Annotated in this window: 21 protein-coding genes; 9 read left to right on the forward strand and 12 right to left on the reverse strand. The window is 60.7% G+C overall.

Going from position 1 to position 19,364, the window contains the following annotated elements:
• Positions 1–18: 18 nt before the first annotated feature.
• Positions 19–660 (reverse strand): TetR/AcrR family transcriptional regulator, encoded by a 642-nt coding sequence (locus tag U862_RS0103065; protein WP_025109044.1) that lies wholly within the window; start codon positions 658–660, stop codon positions 19–21.
• Positions 661–801: 141 nt separating this feature from the next.
• Between U862_RS0103065 and U862_RS0103070 the strand changes: the two genes are divergently transcribed.
• Entirely contained in the window at positions 802–1,260 is a 459-nt protein-coding gene (locus tag U862_RS0103070; protein ID WP_025109045.1) for a GNAT family N-acetyltransferase, read from the forward strand.
• Between the two features lie 126 nt (positions 1,261–1,386).
• Positions 1,387–2,022, forward strand: coding sequence for a hypothetical protein (locus tag U862_RS0103075; RefSeq protein ID WP_025109046.1), 636 nt, complete (start codon positions 1,387–1,389; stop codon positions 2,020–2,022).
• Positions 2,023–2,062: 40 nt separating this feature from the next.
• Here U862_RS0103075 and U862_RS0103080 read toward each other — a convergent pair whose 3' ends face one another.
• Together U862_RS0103080 and U862_RS0103085 are read right to left on the reverse strand one after the other, a co-directional pair.
• Entirely contained in the window at positions 2,063–2,608 is a 546-nt protein-coding gene (locus tag U862_RS0103080) for a hypothetical protein (RefSeq protein WP_025109047.1), read from the reverse strand.
• An 84-nt stretch (positions 2,609–2,692) separates the two neighbouring features.
• A complete protein-coding gene (locus U862_RS0103085) occupies positions 2,693–2,983 on the reverse strand; it encodes a hypothetical protein (protein ID WP_025109048.1) in 291 nt (96 codons plus the stop codon).
• Positions 2,984–3,141: 158 nt separating this feature from the next.
• Between U862_RS0103085 and U862_RS0103090 the strand changes: the two genes are divergently transcribed.
• Positions 3,142–4,587, forward strand: a complete 1,446-nt coding sequence (locus tag U862_RS0103090) for a SulP family inorganic anion transporter (protein WP_025109049.1) — start codon at positions 3,142–3,144, stop codon at positions 4,585–4,587.
• Between the two features lie 832 nt (positions 4,588–5,419).
• Here the strand turns inward: U862_RS0103090 and U862_RS0103095 are convergent.
• Positions 5,420–6,313: a DMT family transporter gene (locus tag U862_RS0103095; RefSeq protein WP_025109050.1), complete on the reverse strand. Its 894-nt coding sequence runs from the start codon at positions 6,311–6,313 to the stop codon at positions 5,420–5,422.
• Between the two features lie 88 nt (positions 6,314–6,401).
• Between U862_RS0103095 and U862_RS0103100 the strand changes: the two genes are divergently transcribed.
• Positions 6,402–7,733, forward strand: coding sequence for a PLP-dependent aminotransferase family protein (locus U862_RS0103100; RefSeq protein WP_025109051.1), 1,332 nt, complete (start codon positions 6,402–6,404; stop codon positions 7,731–7,733).
• Positions 7,734–7,797: 64 nt separating this feature from the next.
• Positions 7,798–8,184 (forward strand): cytochrome c family protein, encoded by a 387-nt coding sequence (locus U862_RS0103105; protein ID WP_025109052.1) that lies wholly within the window; start codon positions 7,798–7,800, stop codon positions 8,182–8,184.
• Here the strand turns inward: U862_RS0103105 and U862_RS0103110 are convergent.
• Entirely contained in the window at positions 8,181–9,065 is an 885-nt protein-coding gene (locus U862_RS0103110; RefSeq protein WP_025109053.1) for a LysR substrate-binding domain-containing protein, read from the reverse strand. The two genes, U862_RS0103105 and U862_RS0103110, sit on opposite strands and share 4 nt — an antisense overlap.
• Before the next feature lie 160 nt (positions 9,066–9,225).
• On the opposite strand from U862_RS0103110, the gene U862_RS0103115 reads away from it, so the two are divergent.
• Both U862_RS0103115 and U862_RS0103120 read left to right on the forward strand, forming a co-directional pair.
• Entirely contained in the window at positions 9,226–10,527 is a 1,302-nt protein-coding gene (locus U862_RS0103115) for an FAD-binding oxidoreductase (protein WP_025109054.1), read from the forward strand.
• A gap of 54 nt (positions 10,528–10,581) precedes the next feature.
• Positions 10,582–11,667, forward strand: coding sequence for a polyamine ABC transporter substrate-binding protein (locus tag U862_RS0103120; RefSeq protein ID WP_025109055.1), 1,086 nt, complete (start codon positions 10,582–10,584; stop codon positions 11,665–11,667).
• Positions 11,668–11,852: 185 nt separating this feature from the next.
• Here the strand turns inward: U862_RS0103120 and U862_RS0103125 are convergent, their stop codons facing one another.
• From U862_RS0103125 to U862_RS0103135, 3 genes are all read right to left on the reverse strand, one after another.
• On the reverse strand, positions 11,853–13,496 hold the full coding sequence (locus tag U862_RS0103125) for a sensor domain-containing diguanylate cyclase (RefSeq protein WP_025109056.1): 1,644 nt from the start codon (positions 13,494–13,496) through the stop codon (positions 11,853–11,855).
• Between the two features lie 221 nt (positions 13,497–13,717).
• Positions 13,718–14,041 (reverse strand): hypothetical protein, encoded by a 324-nt coding sequence (locus U862_RS0103130; RefSeq protein ID WP_025109057.1) that lies wholly within the window; start codon positions 14,039–14,041, stop codon positions 13,718–13,720.
• 124 nt (positions 14,042–14,165) lie between these two features.
• Positions 14,166–14,735 (reverse strand): chorismate mutase, encoded by a 570-nt coding sequence (locus U862_RS0103135; protein WP_025109058.1) that lies wholly within the window; start codon positions 14,733–14,735, stop codon positions 14,166–14,168.
• Between the two features lie 288 nt (positions 14,736–15,023).
• Here U862_RS0103135 and U862_RS0103140 point away from each other — a divergent pair, with 288 nt between their 5' ends.
• Positions 15,024–16,382, forward strand: coding sequence for an MATE family efflux transporter (locus U862_RS0103140; protein ID WP_025109059.1), 1,359 nt, complete (start codon positions 15,024–15,026; stop codon positions 16,380–16,382).
• A gap of 98 nt (positions 16,383–16,480) precedes the next feature.
• The gene (locus tag U862_RS0103145) at positions 16,481–17,041 is read left to right on the forward strand and encodes a YceI family protein (RefSeq protein ID WP_025109060.1); all 561 of its coding nucleotides are present in this window, start codon (positions 16,481–16,483) and stop codon (positions 17,039–17,041) included.
• Positions 17,042–17,056: 15 nt separating this feature from the next.
• Here U862_RS0103145 and U862_RS0103150 read toward each other — a convergent pair whose 3' ends face one another.
• From U862_RS0103150 to U862_RS0103165, 4 genes are all read right to left on the reverse strand, one after another.
• On the reverse strand, positions 17,057–17,269 hold the full coding sequence (locus U862_RS0103150) for a YXWGXW repeat-containing protein (protein ID WP_025109061.1): 213 nt from the start codon (positions 17,267–17,269) through the stop codon (positions 17,057–17,059).
• Between the two features lie 41 nt (positions 17,270–17,310).
• Positions 17,311–17,634 (reverse strand): YXWGXW repeat-containing protein, encoded by a 324-nt coding sequence (locus U862_RS0103155; protein ID WP_025109062.1) that lies wholly within the window; start codon positions 17,632–17,634, stop codon positions 17,311–17,313.
• Positions 17,635–17,767: 133 nt separating this feature from the next.
• On the reverse strand, positions 17,768–18,643 hold the full coding sequence (locus U862_RS0103160; protein ID WP_157836050.1) for a hypothetical protein: 876 nt from the start codon (positions 18,641–18,643) through the stop codon (positions 17,768–17,770).
• Positions 18,644–18,772: 129 nt separating this feature from the next.
• The gene (locus U862_RS0103165; protein WP_025109064.1) at positions 18,773–19,258 is read right to left on the reverse strand and encodes a DUF3592 domain-containing protein; all 486 of its coding nucleotides are present in this window, start codon (positions 19,256–19,258) and stop codon (positions 18,773–18,775) included.
• Positions 19,259–19,364: the final 106 nt, after the last annotated feature.

Genomic DNA, 19,364 nt, shown 5'->3' on the forward strand with positions numbered 1-19,364 from the left:
CTGCAGGCCCCGCTTGGCTCAAGTCGCAAACATCCACCCTCGCGCACTCGCCACCGGCTCCGACACCACCCCCTCCAGCACCATCCGCGTAATCGTATCCGCTGCCGTTTGGTAGTCCTCATCCTGCGGCACCGGGCGCCCGGTGATGCAGCCCATTTGCCAGCCGATGTTGGTGTAGGTGCGGGTTGCCGACCAGATGAACAGCATCAGATGCTCCGGGTCCACCGGTGCCAGCAAGCCGCGCTCGATCCAGCTGCGCAGGCAGTCGACGTTGCGTCGGGCTTCGGCGTGCAGCAGGTCACGGCATTCGTCCGGCAACTGTCGACCGCCGAGCAGCAGTTCACCACTGAACACTTTGGCAATCGCCGGATGCTCGCGGGCGATGCGGATGCGTGCGGCGACATAGGCGCGCAGGCCAATCAGCGGATCGTCGCTTTCACGCAGCGCTGCCGAGGCTTCCAGCAGCGGTTCGACGAACCCCAGCAGGACTTTGCAATACAGGTTTTCCTTGGTCTGGAAGTAGTAATACAGGTTGGCCTTGGGCACGCCGGCGCGGGCGGCGATGTCGCGTGTCTGGGTCGCGTCGAAGCCGTTGGCGGCAAACTCCTCGCTGGCGGCGGTGAGGATCAGTTGCTCGTTGCGTACGCGGATGGCGCTCATGGGAATACGATGTGAGTGGATGGCATGGGCAGGTTCTGGCGAATTCGGTTTCGCAATATACAAAACTATATAGCGGTGAGGCCAGCTAACTCGTCGGACAGCGCTATGCTGGTTCGATCATTGGAATAACGGGGAGGGGATATGACTATTCAGGTAATGCGCGCGACCACGGCTCAGTTGGAGGCGGTGGCAGAGCTGTTCGACGCTTATCGCGGTTTCTATCAGCAGCCGTCGAATCTGGCGCAATCGCGAGCGTTCATTTCCGAGCGCATGGCCGGCGATGAGTCGGCGATTTTTCTTGCGCAGGATGAAAACGGCGGAGCGCTGGGCTTTGTACAGTTGTATCCGACGTTTTCCTCGATCGATGCCCACCGCACCTGGCTGCTCAGCGACCTGTTCACCGCGCCTGCCGCCCGTGGTCGCGGGGCCGGGCGATTGCTGATGAACACGGCCCGCGACTTTGCGCTGCAGACCGGCGCCAAAGGGCTGGTGCTGGAAACCGCTACCGACAACTTCACCGCGCAGGGGTTGTACGAGTCACTGGGTTATGTGCGTGATAGCGGTTATTACACCTATATGCTCGATCTGCGGCAGGACTGACTGACTTTTTGTGTAAATTTCCCGATTCAGTCTTTCCTCAAGCGACTGCTCTCTCTAGAATCCGCCCGGCCTCCGCAATGGAGGCTCTTTGATATCACTTGGCTCGGTTCAGATAGGGAAGACAATATGCAATTCGGGAAAATCCTGGCGCTGGGCCTGGTGTTTACGCTGGGTGGTTGTGCCAGTTTCACCAAAGACGAAGTGGCGCCGGTCAAACTGCCATCGATGGCCAGCTACGCCAACAAGCCCAATGTCTATGTGGATTTCGACTTCTATCAGGGCGAGCCGAAAAGCGCTTCGGCTGTAGAGGTGCCGCAGGCACGTGACCAGCTCAAACCAGAGCTGCAAAAGATTCTGAGCGATTCCGGCCTGTTTGGCCGTGTCACGCTGGACGAGTTCCAGAAGCAACCGGGCGATTACAGCCTGCGCCTGAAAATGTACAACCATCCGCCGAATGCCGGTTCGATGGTGCTGGGCTTCATCAGTGGTTTCAGTCTGGGGGTGATCCCGGCATACGGCACTGATCAATACACCATGAGCCTCGAAGCCGTGGACGGAACGGGTCAGGCCCTGACCACCGCGAGCAACCACGATGCGGTGGGTACCTGGATCGGCATCTGGTTCATTCCGCTGATGGGCAATACCCCGAAGGCGGCGGTCAATGACACGTTCGCCCGTCAGGTCAATGCGCTGCTCAAGCAAATGATCGACAACAACCACCTTAAATACTCGGCGCTCGAGACTCGTATTCCACGGGCGTGATGCGAAAAAAAGAGCCGCAATCGCGGCTCTTTTTTTGCCCTTATTTCAGGGCCTGAATGAACTGAGGATCGCTGTACAGTTCCTTCAGCAGATCGCGCAGCATCGGGTTGTAGGCATTCACCGCATTCGGAATCGCAATGAAACCGAAGAAGCTGCTGCTCCACTGGCTGCTGACATTCTTGGTCGCGTCGTAGACCACGTGCTGACCGTCAAGCAGCGTGAAGCGTGCAGCGAGTTCGCCATCGCCTGTGCCCATGCCGGCCGACAAGTTGTTCTTCACCACCAGCACTTTCAGCTGACGCTGGGCTTGCGGATCAAGCAGGCCGGCCTTGCGCAGCTCTTCGGTGATGGCGTCCTGAATGTGCGCCGGGATGCTGCCGGACGGCGAGCGCACCGGGTTGGCCCGCACCGTCAGCGAACCCTCGCCGGACTCGGCACTCACTTGCGGATTGCTGATCGCATGCAGGGGAGGGGTCTGCTTGAGCTTCTGAACGTTTTCGTAGCTTGGCTCATAGCGAGTCATGGTCATGCCACAACCTTGCAGCAGCACGGCCAGCATCGGGATCAACAACAGAGACTTTTTCACGGCGTTTCCTTGCGTGCGGAATAAAGGGGGGCGAATTATGGGCAGAGTGCCATCATTGGGCAACCGTCTTCGCCCATGAAGCGCTCAGTGCTTCAATAGACTCTCGATCTGTGCCAGCTCCCAGGTGCTGAGCAGATTCACCGGGTCGGTGCCGTAACGGCTGTCGAACCGCCATTCGCGGCCGTCCGGACAGCGGCAATGGTCACAGTGATGCAAGCGCCCACCCTCAACATCCAGCAACAGACGCCAGCCCTCGATATCGACCGCAGCCAGTCCGCCGTCGGCGGGTGTCATGCATCTTTCGAACTTCAGTACACCCAGCGCTGCCTCGCGCAGGCGCTGGCAAACGTCGCGGGCACTCAGCAATGCAGTCATGGTCGTACTCGATGGTGGTAGAAGCGCGTCAGCATAAATCGCGAGTCGACGGGTGTCAGCGATCGCTGGCCCGATTCCAAACTATTCCGTAACATCCGCCCCCCGCTTTTATACGAACATCCGCGGCCACGCTCGTCGGCCGCTCAGTCAGGTAAGCCATGAAACCGATACGTCTGCGCGCCGATGTCCTGGCCGGACTCACCACCTCGTTTGCCTTGTTGCCCGAATGCATTGCATTTGCGCTGGTGGCCCACCTCAATCCGCTGATGGGCCTGTACGGCGCCTTTACCATTTGCACGTTGACCGCGTTGTTTGGCGGCCGGCCGGGGATGGTTTCCGGGGCCGCGGGTTCGATGGCGGTGGTGATCGTTGCGCTGGTGGTGCAGCACGGGGTGCAATACCTGTTGGCGACGGTGCTGCTCGGCGGCTTGATCATGATGGCCTTCGGCTTGCTGCGCCTTGGCAAACTGGTGCGCATGGTGCCGCACCCGGTGATGCTCGGGTTCGTCAACGGCCTGGCGATCATCATCGCGCTGGCACAACTGGAGCACTTCAAGAGCGGCGAACACTGGCTCAGCGGCACACCGCTGTACCTGATGACCGGGCTGGTGCTGCTGACCATGGCCATCGTCTACCTCTTGCCACGCCTGACCCGCGCGGTGCCGCCGGCACTGGTGGCGATCCTTGGTGTGGGGCTGCTGGTTTACCTGTTCGGTTTACCGACCAGAACCCTTGGCGACATGGCGCATATCGCCGGCGGCCTGCCGAGCTTCGCGCTGCCGGACATCCCGTGGAACCTGGCGACTCTACAGATCATCGCTCCGTACGCGATTCTGATGGCGCTGGTCGGCCTGCTGGAAACCCTGCTGACCCTCAACCTCACCGACGAAATCACCGAAACCCGTGGCTACCCGGATCGCGAGTGCGTGGCGCTGGGTGCGGCGAACATGGTCTCTGGCGCATTCGGTGGCATGGGCGGTTGCGCGATGATCGGCCAGACTGTGATCAACCTCAGCTCCGGCGGACGCGGGCGCTTGTCCGGGGTAGTGGCGGGGGGGCTGATTCTGTTGTTCATCCTGTTTCTGTCGCCGCTGATCGAGCGTATTCCGCTGGCGGCGCTGGTGGGCGTGATGTTTGTGGTGTCGCAGCAGACCTTCGCCTGGGCCTCGTTGCGGGTGCTGAACAAAGTGCCGCTCAACGATGTGCTGGTGATCATCGCGGTGACCACCATCACCGTGTTCACCGACCTGGCTACTGCCGTGCTGTGCGGGATCATCATCGCTGCGCTGAATTTTGCCTGGCAGCAGGCCCGTGAGTTGTACGCCGACGCGCACCTCGAAGCTGACGGTAGCAAACTCTACCGCCTGCACGGCACGCTGTTTTTTGCCTCGACCACGCCGTTCCTCAACCAGTTCGACCCGGCCAATGACCCAGCCAAAGTCACGCTGGATTGCCGGCATCTGAGCTTTGTCGATTACTCGGCGATTGCCGCGCTGAAAACCTTGCGCGAGCGTTACGCCAAGGCTGGCAAGGAGTTGCAGGTGTTTCACCTGTCCGAGCGCTGCAAGAAACTGTTGAAACGCGCCGGAGTGGAACACGACTGATCAATTGTGGGAGCAAGCCAGCTCGCGAAGGCGTCAGGCCAGTCAACACGAATGCCGGATATGCCGGCCCCTGTGGGAGCGAGCCTGCTCGCGAAAGCGTCAGATCAGTCGACATCAAGGCCGGATACGCCGGCCCCTTCGTGAGCAAGCCCACTCCCACCCTCGATCTTGGCCAGCCCCCAAATCCTTCATCCACCACCAATCCAGTGTGGGAGCGGGCTTGCTCGCGAAAGCGTCAGATCAGTCGACATGAATGCCAGATGTGCCGGCCCCTGTGGGAGCGAGCCTGCTCGCGAAAGCGTCAGATCAGTCGACATCAAGGCCGGATATGCCGGCCTTTTCGTGAGCAAGCCCACTCCCACCCTCGATCTTGGCCAGCCCCCAAATCCTTCATCCACCACCAATCCAGTGTGGGAGCGGGCTTGCTCGCGAAAGCGTCAGGTCAATCAGAATCGATGCCGGATACGCCGGCCCCTGTGGGAGCGAGCCTGCTCGCGAAAGCGTCAGATCAGTCGACATGAATGCCGGATGTACCGCCCCCTTCGTGAGCAAGCCCACTCCCACCCTCGATCTTGGCCAGCCCCCAAATCCTTCATCCACCACCAATCCAGTGTGGGAGCGGGCTTGCTCGCGAAAGCGTCAGGTCAATCAGAATCGATGCCGGATACGCCGGCCCCTGTGGGAGCGAGCCTGCTCGCGAAGGCGTCAGATCAATCAACAATGATGCCGGATGTACCGCCCCCTTCGTGAGCAAGCCCACTCCCACCCTTCGATCTCGGCCAGCCCCCAATTCTTCATCAGTCACTAATCCCCAGTGGGATCCCAAAGAGGACTACCGGGCGAATTTCTTGGCCCCGGCCACGCAGAGGATGACGCCTACCGTCACCGCCAGCATGCCGATGCTGACGTGCTCATGCAGTAACGTCGCTGCCAAGGCCAGGCCAAAAAACGGTTGCAGCAACTGTAACTGTCCGACGGCCGCGATCCCGCCTTGGGCCAGTCCGCGATACCAGAACACAAAGGCAATCAGCATGCTGAACAGCGAAACGTAGCCCAGGCAGACCCATGCCGACACGCTGATGCCGCTGAACGACGGCGGCGCCAGCCACAGGCTCGCGACGGCCATCAATGGCAGCGACAAGACCAGCGCCCAACAGATCACCTGCCAGCCACCCAGCGTGCGCGACAGCTTTGCGCCTTCGGCATAACCGAGGCCACAGACCAGAATCGAGGCCAGCATCAGCAGGTCACCGGTGGGCGAGGCGGACAGCCCTTGCGACAAGGCAAATCCAACCACCAGCGCACTGCCGAGGATCGAGAAGATCCAGAACACCAGGCGCGGACGCTCGCCACCGCGCAACACACCAAACAACGCAGTCGCCAGCGGCAGCAAGCCAACGAACACAATCGAATGTGCCGACGTCACGTGTTGCAGGGCCAGCGCCGTCAGTAGCGGGAAGCCGAGCACGACGCCCAATGCCACGATGACCAATGACAACCACTGATCCCTTGCCGGTCGCCGTTCACGGAACAACCACAACAACGCCACGGCCAGCACGCCGGCAATGGCCGCACGCGCGACGGTGAGAAACACCGGGTCAAACTCCAGCACTGCCAGGCGCGTGGCCGGCAGCGAGCCGCTGAAGAACACCACGCCAATAAAGCCGTTGATCCATCCGCTGGTTTTTTCCAGTGCAGGGTTGCTCAGGTTCGAAGTCCGTTCCATACGATTCACGCTCATTGTGGGTTGCTTTGAGAGAATCCTATGATCGAGAATCAGGACAATCAAAAAATTGTCATGGATACATCCCGACATGTCGCGTTCCCGTTACAAGACCCTCGTTGACACTTACGCCGCCGACATTCGCACCGGTCGACTGGCCCCCGGCACGCGACTGCCGACGCACCGGCAGCTGGCCACGCAGGAAGGGTTGGCGCTGGTCACGGCCTCGCGGGTGTATGCCGAACTCGAAGCCATGGGGCTGGTCAGCGGCGAAACCGGGCGCGGTACTTTTGTGCGTGAAACTTCGTTGTCACCGGGGCAGGGCATCGATCAGAAAGATGTCGCGGCCGGCATGATCGACCTCAATTTCAACTACCCGTCGTTGCCCGGTCAGACGCAGTTGTTGCGCAGCGCCTTGCGTCAGTTGGCATTGTCCGGTGACCTGGAAGCCTTGTTGCGCTATCAGCCGCATGCCGGTCGTGCCCATGAGCGGGCCTCGGTTGCCCGGCATTTGCGCAGTCGCGGGGTGACGGTGGATGCCGAGCAAGTGCTGATCGTCAACGGTGCCCAGCAGGGGCTGGCGGTGACGCTGATGGCGTTGCTCAAGCCCGGCGACGTGATTGCCGCCGATGCGTTGACGTATTCCGGGTTCAAGGTGCTGGCCGAAGCGTTGCATCTGGAAGTGGTGGCGATCCCGGTCAACGAGCACGGGCCGGATCTGCCAGCGCTGGAAAAACTCTGTCGCAGTCGTTCGGTACGTGCCGTGTACAGCATGCCGACCCTGCACAATCCGCTGGGCTGGGTGATGCCGCTTGCGCAGCGCGAGGAACTGGTAGCCATCGCGCGGCGGCATGATCTGACCCTCATCGAAGACGCGGCCTACGCCTTTCTGGTGGAAAACCCGCCGCGGCCCTTGGTTGATCTTGCGCCGGAGCGCACGGTTTACGTCTCTGGTCTTTCGAAGAACATCGCCACCGGCCTGCGCGTTGGCTTCATCGCCGCACCTGCAGCCAGCGTGCCGGCATTGGAGCGGATTATCCGCGCAACCACCTGGAACACGCCGGGGCTGATGACCGCGATTGTCTGTGGCTGGCTTGACGATGGCACCGTGATCGAGCTGGAAGCGCAAAAGCGCAGCGACGCTCAGGCCCGCCAGGCACTGGCCGTCCGGTTGCTCAAAGGCTTGCCGTGCGTTGCCCATCCGAATTCGTACTTCCTGTGGCTGCCATTACCGGAAGACGTGCGCGCTGATCAGATCGTGGTGGAGTTGATGCACGAGCAGATTTCGGTGACCACGGCCGAGCCGTTTGCGGTATCGGCGCATGTGCCGCATGCGATTCGGCTGGCGCTGGGGTCGGTGGAAATGGATGTGTTGGAGCAGGCGTTGATCACTGTCAGGAGGATCATCGCTGCTTACCTGTAAAACGAGACCCTGAGTACAAATGCTACCCTTGCGCAGCCAGATTCAAGCCGTTCCGGAACCTTAGATGAAAAACACCGTTGCACTCTTGCTAGCCTTGACCGCCACCGCGGTTCTGTTCAGCTCGACCACCCGCGCCGCAGGCGACCCAGGCGCTGGCGAAAAAATCTTCCCGCGTCTGTGTGGCGGCTGCCATCAGGTGGGGCCGGACGCCCGTCCGGGGTTCGGCCCGCAGCTCAACGGCATCATTGGTCGAGCGGCCGGAACCTCGGCCAATTACGTGTATTCCGACGCCATGAAAAACTCTGGCGTGACCTGGGATCGCGACACGCTGACTGCGTATCTGAAAGACCCCAAAGGCGTGGTGCCGGGCACGCGGATGATTTTCTGGGGCCTGAGTGATCAGGAGAAAATTGATAACCTGCTGGCGTATCTGCAGCAATTCTCCGATTAAAGATGGTGCTCGGCCTGCCTGGCAAACCACTGCATGACCACCTCGCACGCCGGATTTGAAGCCGCTGCCGGCTGCAGGCACAACGCGTAAATTCCGCCGGTCTTCAACGGCTGCCCAAACGGCACCACCAACACTCCACGCTCGATGGACTCCGCCGCGAGCGTCATGTCCGTCACCGCCACGCCCAGACCTCGCGCCGCCGCATCCAGCGCCAACTCATCGAGGTTGAACGGGATGTGCCGGTAGCGCTCCAGCGGCTGGCCGTCATTGGCTGCCAGCCATTCGATCCAGGCCTGCCGATCGGCCGAGCGATGCAGCAAGGCGAAACGCTGTAACTCATCAACTGACCGGGGTGCCCCCGCAAGGCTGGGCGCGCACACCGGCACCAGGGTTTCCTCGAACAGCGTCAGACAATCCGCGCCAGCGGACGGCTGCGACAGATAAAGGATGTAGGCGTCGCTGTCACTGGCCGGTTCGACGACTTCGGTGGCAACGGTTTCAATCGCCAGCGAGACCTCGGGGTGGCTGAGGTAGAAGTCGCTGAGTCTGGGCAGCAGCCAGCGTACCGCCAGTGACACGTGCATACGGATACGGAACGGGCGCTTCTGCGGGACGAGGCGTTCTTCGAGGGTTTTCAGTTGGTCGAGAATGCTGATGGCGCTGGCCAGAACCTGTTCGCCTTCCGGAGTCAGGCGCAGGCTGCGGCTGGTGCGGATGAACAGCGCGACGTTGAAATGGCTTTCCAGTTGCTGAACCTGCCGGCTGACGGCGCTCTGGGTCAGGCACAGTTGCTGTGCAGCCTGAGTGAAGCTGGCGCAGCGGGCGACTTCAACCAGCGTCTGCATGGCTTGCAGCGAGGGCACGTGGCGGATTTTATCCATGCGTTTTCAGAATGGCTCGATGATTTTATAACGTTGGTTGGGCAAGCCAGGACCTTATAGATTTTAGCTCTGGCGGCGACCTTTGCAGTTTTCTCATGCGATTCACGCATGGAGCAGGGCGAAAGGCAAGCCGTGGAACGACAGTCGAATGAGGTCAGCAATGGAAAACGTATGTGGCTGGATCGCGCAGGCCGGCAGTTCGCCGCAGCGCGGTCGCCTGAGCGATACGCAACACGCCGACTGGCTGGTTATCGGCGCTGGCATCACCGGTCTCAGCGCCGCGCACAACCTGGCACAAATGCACCCGCAGGCGCGCATCGTGGTAGTGGATCGGCAGCGCGCGGCGCAAGGCGCTTCGGCGCGTAACTCGGGATTTGTCGTGGCCCACGAGCATCCCGCCGACAGTGAATTGATCGGCGCACCAGGCTTTGCCGGGTTTGAAATCGACACCGCGATTTCCCGTGCGGCCAGCGACGCCGTACGCCAGTGCATCGCCGACCATGCGATTGACTGCGACTTTCGTGACAACGGGTATTTCTTCGCTGTCAGCGACGCCGCCAAGCTCAGCCATGTCGACGCCAAACTGGCGACCTTGCGCGCCCTGGGTGCCCGCGCTGAATTTCTTCAGGGCGCGGCACTGGCGCAAAAGCTCGGCACACCGCACTACACGGCGGCGATCTGGTGCGGCAACGGCAATGCGCTGCTGCAACCAGGCAAATACGTGAAAGGTCTGCTCAATGCCTTGCCGGGCAACATCACGGTTTACGAACACACCGACATCACCCGCCTGGAGCGCATGAGCCACGGGCGACTGCGGGCCAATGCGCTGAGTGGCAGCGTCGAGGCCAAACGGGTGCTGGTGTGCCTGAATGCCTTCATCCCCCGGGTCGGAATCCATGACAGCAGTACCTTCCCGATGGAACTCAGCGCCAGTCTGACTCGGCCGCTCAGCGATCAGGAGTTTCAGGCCATCGGCGCGGTCGAGCCGTGGGGCGTGCTGTCGACCCGGCCGTTGGGTGCCACGGTGCGGCTGACGCCGGATCGTCGGGTGATGATCCGCAACACTGCCGAATACCGCACGCGGGACCTGTCCGAGAGTGAATTGGCAGTGCGCCGTCAGCACCATGTTCGCGGCCTGCAACGGCGCTTTCCGTTCCTCGGCGAGCAAGACCTGCAATACACCTGGAGCGGTCACTTGAGCGCGACCCGCAGCGGTCAGGCGTTTTTCCAGCGCGTGGAAGAGGGCGTGTTTGCCGTGGCCGGTTGCAATGGCTCAGGGGTGGCGCGCGGCACGCTGTGGGGGCGTTTACTGGCGGAACTGGCATCCGGCGTTGATTCACCGCTGCTGCAATCGGTGATGCAACGGGCCGAACCCGGTTGGCTGCCGCCGCGACCTTTTTTCGACATCGGTGCCATGCTTCGCATGCGCGTGGAGGCAGTCAGGGCCAGAACAGAAAGCTGAATATTCGTCTACCGCACAACAACAACAAAAGCCACTCAACACAGGTGACAGACCATGCGCGTCAATCCACTTTCCCTGGCGATTCTGCTCGCGGCCAGCACGGCCGCTTGTGCCGACGAAGCCGTCAACATTTCCAACTGGAACAGCTACATCGCCCCGGACACCCTGGCCAATTTCACCCAGGCCACAGGGATCAAGACTACCTACGACATTCACGACAGCAACGAAGTGCTGGAATCGAAATTGATGACCGGCAACACCGGTTATGACGTGGTCAGTCCGTCGAACCACTTTCTCTCGCGGTTGATCAAGGCCGGAGCGATTCAGAAGCTCGACAGGGCGCAACTGCCGAACTGGAAAAACCTCGACCCGGTGCTGCTGCAAAAGCTGCAAGTCAACGATCCCGGCAACCAGTACGGCTACCCCTACATGTGGGGCACGGCCGGGATCGGTTACAACGTCGAGAAGATCAAGGCGATCTTCGGCAGCACCGATGTCACCCAGTCATGGGACTTTTTCTTCAACGAAGAAAACATCAAGAAGCTCAGCCAGTGCGGCGTGGCGTTCATCGACAACCCGACACAGGTGCTGCCGATCACGCTGAACTACCTGCACTTGCCAGCGCACAGTCATGAGCCAGCGGATTACAAACAGGCCGAACAGGCCTTGCTGAAAATTCGCCCGTACATTCAGTACTTCCACGCTTCGAAGTACATCAGTGACCTGGCCAACGGCAACGTCTGCGCGGTGATCGGCTTCAACGGCGACATCGTTCAGGCTGCCGCCAGTGCCAAGGAAGCGAAGAACGGCATCAACATCGCGTACTCGATTCCGAAAGAAGGCACGACCTTGTGGTTCGACATGGTGGTCATGCCCAAAAGCGCGCCGCATGAAAAGAACGGTTACGCCTACATGAACTACCTGCTCGACCCCAAAGTGGTGGCCAACATCAGCAACAGCATTCACTACGCCAATCCGAATGCGGCGGCCGAGCCGTTCCTCAATGCGGACGTGAAGCAGGATCCGGCTATCTACCCGCCCAAGGACGTGATGCAACGGTTGTTCACGGTAGAAGAGTTGCCGGCAGCGATTGCGCGGTTGTCGACGCGCTTGTGGACCAAGTTGAAAACCAATACCTGAGTGCACGCACTCGACTCGCGCTGTGCAGGGATGCACGGCCTGTACCCGCAAGGCTTCACTCTTGTCTGTGCGCTGACACCGCAATCGGGATGGCGTCCGCGTGTTCAATGACGCCAACCCCATCGGCTATTCACCCGAGCAATACGCCATCGATCCCGAGGCATTGCGCAAGGCATTCAGGCTGATCAAGCCACCTGATTGCGTCCAGCCGCTTTCGCCTGATATAGCTGCTGGTCGACGCGTTTGATCAGCATGGCGTGGCTGTTGTCCGCCGGATCGGCCAGGCCGACGCCGATGCTCACGGTAACCTGTCCGATGTTGGGGAAGTGCGACTGGGCCACGGCGGCGCGGATTTTCTCCGCGACCACGTCCGGCGTATCGGGCTGGGCGATTTCCGGCAGCAGCACGGCGAACTCCTCGCCGCCGTAACGGGCGACGAAATCGGTGGCGCGGACGTTGACCTCAATGATCTGCGCCAACTGCTGCAGCACGTCGTCGCCAATCGCATGGCCGTAGGTATCGTTGATGCGCTTGAAGTGATCGGCGTCGACCAGCAACAGGGCAAACGGTCGCCCGGTACGGCGGAACAGCAGGCTGTATTCACTGAGTTTTTCATCAAGGCGACGCCGGTTGTAGACACCGGTCAGCGCATCGTGGGTCGCCAGGTTCAACAGCTCGGCGTTGGCCTGCATGAGCGCGGCGGTGCGCTGGGTGACGATGGCTTCAAGCGAGGCGTTCGCTTCCTGCAACTCGCGTTCCTTGGCCAGCAGCGACCGGGTCATGGCGTCGATCGACTGACCGAGCTGGGCGATTTCCAGTACCGGGTGCTGTAACGGGAAGTGTGCGCCAGGCTGCTTGTTCTGTACCTGTTTGGCCGAGTGCGCGAGTTGCTCGATCGGGCGGCTCAGGTATTGCGCCAGGTAGTACGCCACCAGGGCGAATCCGACCGCCGCCGCAACGCCCAGCAGCAACAATTTATAGAGCAGCAGACGCGCCGGCTCAAGGGCAGTGTCCAACGGCTGGCGTACGGCGATCGACCAGGACAGCGCGGTACTCGGCGGCGTCGGTACGCTGACCATGCTGGTCAGGTAACCGTTGCCAACCGACCAGCCCGACGACTTCGCATCATTCACCGCCAGTTGCTGGCCCACCAGCGCTTCGGGGTACAGCACCTTGCCGTCGTGATCGATGATCAGCGCCTCGATATCCGGCGATGTGTTTTTATGAGAGAACGCCGCGGACTCGACGATGTGGGTCACCCAGCTCCAGTGCGCGTGCGCTCCCAGCACACCAATCAGCTGGCCGTCGGCGTTGCGGATAGGTGCGGCGAAGTCGATGAAACGCAGCGGCTCGCCGTTGGGCATTCCCGGTAGCAGTTTGGCCAATAACACGGCTTCGTGCGGATCGCCGGTGTACTCGCCGCGCAGACCGGCCTGAAACCATGGTCGCTGTTGCACCGATTGACCGACCAGCAGATTGTTGACCGCTTGATGCACCTGACCTTGAGCATCGGTCACGCCCATCCACGCATATTCGGCACGGGCCTGGGTGCGCAGTTGCATTGATTTGAGAATCGCCGGGTTGTCCAGATCGCCCCGTTCGAGGTGCGGCGCGCGGCTGAGCAGGTAAACCTCCAACTGGCGCTCGCGCAACTGATCACCGAGCAACGTCGCTGCCGAACGCGCGGTATTCAACAACGCATTGCCGCTGGCCTGTTTCATCTGTTCGGTGGCGATATGACCGACATAGAAACCGACGCTCACCAGTGTCAACAGGGACAAACCGGCAAACCAAAGGGTCAGGTGGCTTCGCAGACTGGCTTTGAGCATGGGCGGGCGAATTCTGTTTTGGAGTTGTCGGCGCATGGTATGCGCAATGAGCGTCGGGCTGCCAGTCAGTCGATTCGGTCACTTGTTGTCGGAGCTTTCGCCAGTGCTCGCTACCGCGTCGTCATTGCTGACGGCCTGTGTTGAAACAAGCCACAACTGCAAAAAATCGAGATGAAAAAAGCCCGGCTGATCAGGCCGGGCTTCCGGGGAGAACCATTGGTTCAGGCGTTGCGACTTTCGATCAGGCGATCCGAGCCACCTTCTGCAACACGGCGTTCCAGCAGACGATCCGAGCCACCTTCAGCAACACGGCGTTCCAGCAGACGATCCGAGCCACCTTCAGCAACGCGACGTTCCAGCAAACGATCGGAGCCACCTTCGGCAACGCGACGTTCCAGCAAACGATCAGAACCACCTTCAGCCAGACGGCTTTCTATCAACTTGTCCGAGCCGCCTTCAGCGACCAGGGTGTGAGCGGGCGTTGCTGCAAAAGCGTTGACTGCGAGAACCGAGAAAGCGATGCCGAGGATGGTTTGGCGTTTCATGATCGTGTGCTCCGGGGTGTAGTTGGTTTGTCTGGAGCCGATGTTACGCCGCGGATTTTTTATGAGAACTTCATTGGCGTGATGGTGACTATCGACGCCAGCGATGTGTGCCGGAACCCGCGATTCAGAGGCCCGCCGCCCGAATGCACAGCTCCCCGGTGGCGCGGGTCAGGGCCAGATCGTGCAATGCATCGTGGGTCAGACCCTGACGCGCCCTGGCCAGCCAGACCGGACAATCAGGGTCACGACGATAAGGGACGAAGTCGGCGTATTGGCGCAGCAGACGGCTCTGCAATTGGTCCAGTTGCGGGCGAATCTGTTTCGCCAGATCCGGGCGCGGCGTGTCCGGCGCGCGACCTGCCGCCTGCCATTGCGCCAGCAGCCCGTACTGCACCAGTTTGTTCGCTTCCATTTGCGCGGCGATCAACTGGGCGACTTCTTCGGGATCAAGCTTGTATTCGCTCGCCAGCGTCCGGGCATTGGCGATGACCTGTGCTTCGCGCGGGCTGTCCTGAATCGGCTTGCCGCTGTCCCATTTGGTCAGCGCTACGAGGTCGCCGATGTTCAGGCGTTGGTTCAGGGTCGTCAGCAAAGGCTGCAGTGGATCAGGTGTCGCAGAGGGCATGGCGGCATTGGCCGTGCTGGCGAGCAGAGCCAGCACGGCGCCTGCAGATACACGCAAGGTGCAGGACATGAACAGTGTCTCAGTGGATGAACGAACCTGCGGTTTATCACGATTGTGTTGAAGAGGGTACCGGTTACGCGCACTCGACCCGGTCTGCCGGCGACCGATAAAAAGTGGTCACTCTCTACGGTTCGACGGTAATCCCCGCGGCAATAATAAAAAACGCGTGCAAACCGTGGGTCCGAGGACATCGAGATGAAAACTTCAACATTCACCGAGAAGTTCGTTGATCATCGCCCTGAACTCACCGAAGCTGTCGTCTATCAGTCCCCAGCAGCCGAGATGGATCTGCCCTCAATGCGAACCCCCAGTGCCACCAAACCCCTCTGGCAAACCTATCTGCTGTTCCTTGCGCCGATGGTGCTGTCTAACTTCCTGCAGTCGATGTCAGGCACGGTCAACAGCATCTACATCGGGCAGATGCTCGGTACGCAGGCACTGGCGGCGGTGTCGGGGATGTTTCCGATCATCTTTTTCTTTATCGCGCTGGTGATCGGGCTGGGCGCGGGCGCCGGGGTGTTGATCGGCCAGGCGTGGGGCGCGCGCGAGGCGCACATGGTCAAGGCAATTGCCGGGGCGACGTTGTTGCTGGGCGTGTTGATCGGGCTGGCGGCGGCGGTGCTCGGCAGTGTGTTCGCGCGGCAGGCTTTGCAGGGGTTGGGCACGCCGGCGGATGTGCTGGACGATGCAGTGGCCTATGCGCACGTGATGATGTGGATTCTGCCGTCGATGCTGGTGTTTGTGCTGTTCACGCAATTGCTGCGCGGGGTCAGCGATACCGTGTCGCCGTTGTTGGCGTTGATGGTGTCGACCTCGGTCGGGCTGGCGCTGACCCCGGCGTTGATTCGTGGCTGGTTCGGTTTGCCTCAGCTGGGCATCCAGAGTGCTGCCTACGCCGGCCTTGCGGGTAACCTGTCGGCGATGGCGTGGCTGGCGTGGCGGCTGATTCGCAAGAACCATCCGCTGGCACCGGATCGCGAGTTCTTCGCTGCACTGCGGATGGACGCGGCGATTCTCGGCAAGGTCCTGCGCATCGGCCTGCCGACCGGGGTGCAGATGATCGTGTTGTCACTCTCGGAGCTGGTGATTCTCGCGCTGGTCAACCAGCACGGCTCGCAGGCCACGGCGGCCTACGGCGCGGTAACGCAAATTGTCAACTACGTACAATTCCCGGCGCTGTCGATTGCGATCACCGCCTCGATCCTCGGCGCGCAGGCCATCGGTGCCGGGCGCCTGGAACGCATGGCGCCGATCCTGCGCACCGGGCTACTGATCAACGTGTGCCTCACTGGCGGTCTGATTGTGCTGGGTTATCTGTTATCGCACTGGTTGCTGGGGCTGTTCCTGACCGAAGATTCGACCCGGGTGATGGCAGAACACTTGCTGCACATCATGCTCTGGAGCCTGCTGGTGTTCGGCTTCCAGGCGATCATTGGCGGCATCATGCGCGCCAGCGGCACGGTGCTGGTGCCGGTGGCGATTGCGATTGTCTGTGTGGTTGGCGTGCAACTGCCGGCGGCTTACTGGCTGGATGGGCAGTACGGCCTGCAAGGCGTGTGGATGGCGTTCCCGGTGGCGTATCTGGGCATGCTGGTGTTGCAGACCCTGTATTACAAACTGGTCTGGCAGCATCAGAAGATCGAGCGGTTGGTCTGAGGTTGATCCTCATGGGCAGACAGGTGACATGGCGCATTCGCAGGTTGTTTGCTTAAGTCAGTCGAAGCCTTGAAGGTTTGCCCTGTCCGGAGAATCCCATGCGTGCCCGATTCACCGCTGCGGCACTGTCTGTCTGCCTGTGCGTCATGCATGTCGTGCAGGCCGCTGAATACAACCGCGTCAACACGACTGCCAGCCAGATCAGTTTCACCTACAACCAGATGGGCTCGCAGATGTACGGCACCTTCGGCAAGTTCGACGCGACGCTGCAGTTCGACAGCGACAACCTCGCCGGCGCCCACACCACGTTGCACATTGACCTCAACAGCATCGACGCCGGCAGCACCGATGCCAACACCGAGCTGGTGAAGCCGGCGTGGTTCGATACCCAGCGCTTTCCCGTGGCGCTGTTCGAGTCCAGTCGGTTTACCCAGGTGGCGGACAATCACTATCTGGTCACCGGCCAGCTCACCGTCAAAGGCATCACCCGCGAGGTGCAGGTGCCGGTCGAGTTTAAACCGGACAGCGCGATCGGCATTTTCGACGGCGAACTGGTACTCAAAAGGAGCGAGTTCGGGCTGGGGGCGGGGGAGTGGGCGGACACGGTGGTGTCCAACGACATCGCCATCAAATTCAAGGTGGTGGCGCCACAGCAGTGACGCCAGCCCATTGGGTCAATAGGCCCGCCAGTGTCCTGGCACCCAGCGCCATTCATTGCCGCCCCAGCGATAATGACCGGCGACCCAGTGATAACCCGGTGCAGGCATGACCGGCACGACTTCCACCGGCGGCGGTGGTCGGTGCGGACGCGCCGGGGCAACGACGCATCCGGACAGGGTGATGGCCACCAGTGAGGCGGCGAGCAAGGCTTTAACGGTTCTGGACATGGGAAGTTCCTTATGGTTGAGAGGCTCAGGTTGACGAGATTTCAGCGCACCCAGCGCCCTTCAACCCAGAACCAGTTCGGCCCGCGAGCCTGCCAGTGCCCCGGCCGCCAATGCGCGCCGTAGCGCACCGGTTGCCAGTGACCGGGCATCCACACATAGCCACGTCCTTCCCATCGCCAATGGCCCTGGTCCCAGACATAACCGTGACGCGGCCCGGGCATCACTTCCATGCGCATCGGCGGCGGGGCTTGCTGGACGATCACCACTTGTTGGGCGAACACCGGCGCACTGGCCAGCGCCGCCAGTGTCATCGGCACCAGCAGCAGGGTCTTTCGCCATTTGAACAGGGAACGCAAAACGCTCATGACAACTCCTCAAGGCCTGCGTGAAAAACACATCGCAGTTGAAGAATTGGACGCCAAATCGGCGAAAGATCCGGTTTGCAGCAGATGAAATTTTCTTCAGGGTCGAGCAGGTGGCCGCAGGGTTCGTCGAGCGCTAGGGGGCTTTCAGTTCACGGGTGAGTTCGGCCAGGAATGTGCGGACATCCGCTTCGTTCAGTTCGGCATTGATGCGGGTGCAATCACTTTCCGAAATGGGCGCATGTGTCAGGCTGATCATCAGAGAAATGAGTCGGTAGTCTTGTTTATTACCCCGTCCGGCATTGTTCTTGATGATCGCGGCGAGATCATCGACTTTGCTGCGCTCCCCGGCGTGTTGCGGATCTTTGAGCGTGTCGAACAGGGCGTGGATGTAAACATCGAACGCTCGGTAATTCTCGCCGGCATAGACGTCATCCGGGCTTTGGAACAGCGCGAAGAGATGCCCGTAGGCCTCGGGGTAGGCGTGGGGGGCTTCAAACGGTCCGTAGACATGGGCATAGCTATCGCCGAGGGCATGGATCAGGAAGCCGGTTTTCCAGTCCGACGTTGTGCCCTTCGCATACGAGGCAGCCACCAGTCTTTGCAGGTTGGACCGTCTGGCAGCGACGGCCTGGCTGTCGCCGCCATGCAATGAATGCAGTGAATTGACGATCTGGTGCCGCCAGGTTCGGTCGTAGAAGGTATTTTTGATCGAGACCGGAATGGCGTTGTAAGTGCTTATTGCGTCCGGCGCCTGAGAAAAACACGTCAACCTGTCGGCTCTGCTGCGTTCGACACCTGCCAGCTCGGCGATATAAGAAACGGTGTAGAAATGTCCACCTATCTGATACAGCGGGATCAGATGAGCAGGAATCGCAAACTGCTTCTGTAGCACTTCTGCGGTAGGGACATCCATGTGTGGCGCGTTAAACGTGGGACCGTCGGCGGCGGAACACACAGGTGCTGCAAGGAACAGCAAAGTTGCCAGCGAAAATCGACGTCGTGTGTTCATTCCATGCTCCGAGCATCCTGGTCAGCGCCACCCGTGCAAGCGGGAGCGGGCGTATCCCGCTCATCCTGTTTGTAGTTCGCAATCGGCAAACACGCCAACATGCCATGGCATCAAAGGATGCGCAGCGCATCAATAAAACCGGTCTTGCTCTTTCATGGCCTGGATCTGCCAGAAGGTGCGGCCCGAGATCAGCAGGCACAGCAGCCCGAGCAGGAAACCGCCGGTCATGATGTAGAAGCCTGGACGATAGGTGTGAAGCTCGCTGGCCAGGGTGCTCTTGTCCGGCAACCAACGCGATACCAACAGCGGCACCGGGCCGCCGACTGCGTATTGGCTGTGCTCGGCGTAGCGTTCGTCCTGATACTGGCCCTCGTGAGTCTGGCCTTGAGTGTCGCTGTAACGATAATGAATGATTTTGCCGTTGCGGTTCATCATGATCTCTTCCAGCTCCGTGACGGTGCCGCTGACTTCCAAGCCGTTGAAATTCAGCGCGCCATACACAATGCCTTGCTGTCGGGCCATGCCGGCCAGCAGCAACAAGACGCAGCAGGCGACGGTCAGCAAGACGATACGGTTGTAGAGGTGGTCTCTTGCAGATTCGCGGGGATAGAACATGACCTGATCCTTGGTGATGGCAGACGCTGGAAGTCGCTGCATCGGCGCTGTACCCGGGAACTTTAGGCCGTGGCCGGGCCGGGCACGGTATGATGTCGCGGTTCGC

The organism is Pseudomonas sp. H1h (assembly GCF_000633255.1).
Taxonomy (GTDB): Bacteria; Pseudomonadota; Gammaproteobacteria; order Pseudomonadales; family Pseudomonadaceae; genus Aquipseudomonas.

Coding starts and splice junctions, on each gene's coding strand:
- U862_RS0103065 (WP_025109044.1), bottom strand. CDS start 660: ATGAGCGCCATCCGCGTACGCAACGAGCAACTGATCCTCACCGCCGCC.
- U862_RS0103070 (WP_025109045.1), top strand. CDS start 802: ATGACTATTCAGGTAATGCGCGCGACCACGGCTCAGTTGGAGGCGGTG.
- U862_RS0103075 (WP_025109046.1), top strand. CDS start 1,387: ATGCAATTCGGGAAAATCCTGGCGCTGGGCCTGGTGTTTACGCTGGGT.
- U862_RS0103085 (WP_025109048.1), bottom strand. CDS start 2,983: ATGACTGCATTGCTGAGTGCCCGCGACGTTTGCCAGCGCCTGCGCGAG.
- U862_RS0103090 (WP_025109049.1), top strand. CDS start 3,142: ATGAAACCGATACGTCTGCGCGCCGATGTCCTGGCCGGACTCACCACC.
- U862_RS0103095 (WP_025109050.1), bottom strand. CDS start 6,313: ATGGAACGGACTTCGAACCTGAGCAACCCTGCACTGGAAAAAACCAGC.
- U862_RS0103100 (WP_025109051.1), top strand. CDS start 6,402: ATGTCGCGTTCCCGTTACAAGACCCTCGTTGACACTTACGCCGCCGAC.
- U862_RS0103105 (WP_025109052.1), top strand. CDS start 7,798: ATGAAAAACACCGTTGCACTCTTGCTAGCCTTGACCGCCACCGCGGTT.
- U862_RS0103110 (WP_025109053.1), bottom strand. CDS start 9,065: ATGGATAAAATCCGCCACGTGCCCTCGCTGCAAGCCATGCAGACGCTG.
- U862_RS0103115 (WP_025109054.1), top strand. CDS start 9,226: ATGGAAAACGTATGTGGCTGGATCGCGCAGGCCGGCAGTTCGCCGCAG.
- U862_RS0103120 (WP_025109055.1), top strand. CDS start 10,582: ATGCGCGTCAATCCACTTTCCCTGGCGATTCTGCTCGCGGCCAGCACG.
- U862_RS0103125 (WP_025109056.1), bottom strand. CDS start 13,496: ATGCTCAAAGCCAGTCTGCGAAGCCACCTGACCCTTTGGTTTGCCGGT.
- U862_RS0103130 (WP_025109057.1), bottom strand. CDS start 14,041: ATGAAACGCCAAACCATCCTCGGCATCGCTTTCTCGGTTCTCGCAGTC.
- U862_RS0103135 (WP_025109058.1), bottom strand. CDS start 14,735: ATGTCCTGCACCTTGCGTGTATCTGCAGGCGCCGTGCTGGCTCTGCTC.
- U862_RS0103140 (WP_025109059.1), top strand. CDS start 15,024: ATGCGAACCCCCAGTGCCACCAAACCCCTCTGGCAAACCTATCTGCTG.
- U862_RS0103145 (WP_025109060.1), top strand. CDS start 16,481: ATGCGTGCCCGATTCACCGCTGCGGCACTGTCTGTCTGCCTGTGCGTC.
- U862_RS0103150 (WP_025109061.1), bottom strand. CDS start 17,269: ATGTCCAGAACCGTTAAAGCCTTGCTCGCCGCCTCACTGGTGGCCATC.
- U862_RS0103155 (WP_025109062.1), bottom strand. CDS start 17,634: ATGAGCGTTTTGCGTTCCCTGTTCAAATGGCGAAAGACCCTGCTGCTG.
- U862_RS0103160 (WP_157836050.1), bottom strand. CDS start 18,643: ATGAACACACGACGTCGATTTTCGCTGGCAACTTTGCTGTTCCTTGCA.
- U862_RS0103165 (WP_025109064.1), bottom strand. CDS start 19,258: ATGTTCTATCCCCGCGAATCTGCAAGAGACCACCTCTACAACCGTATC.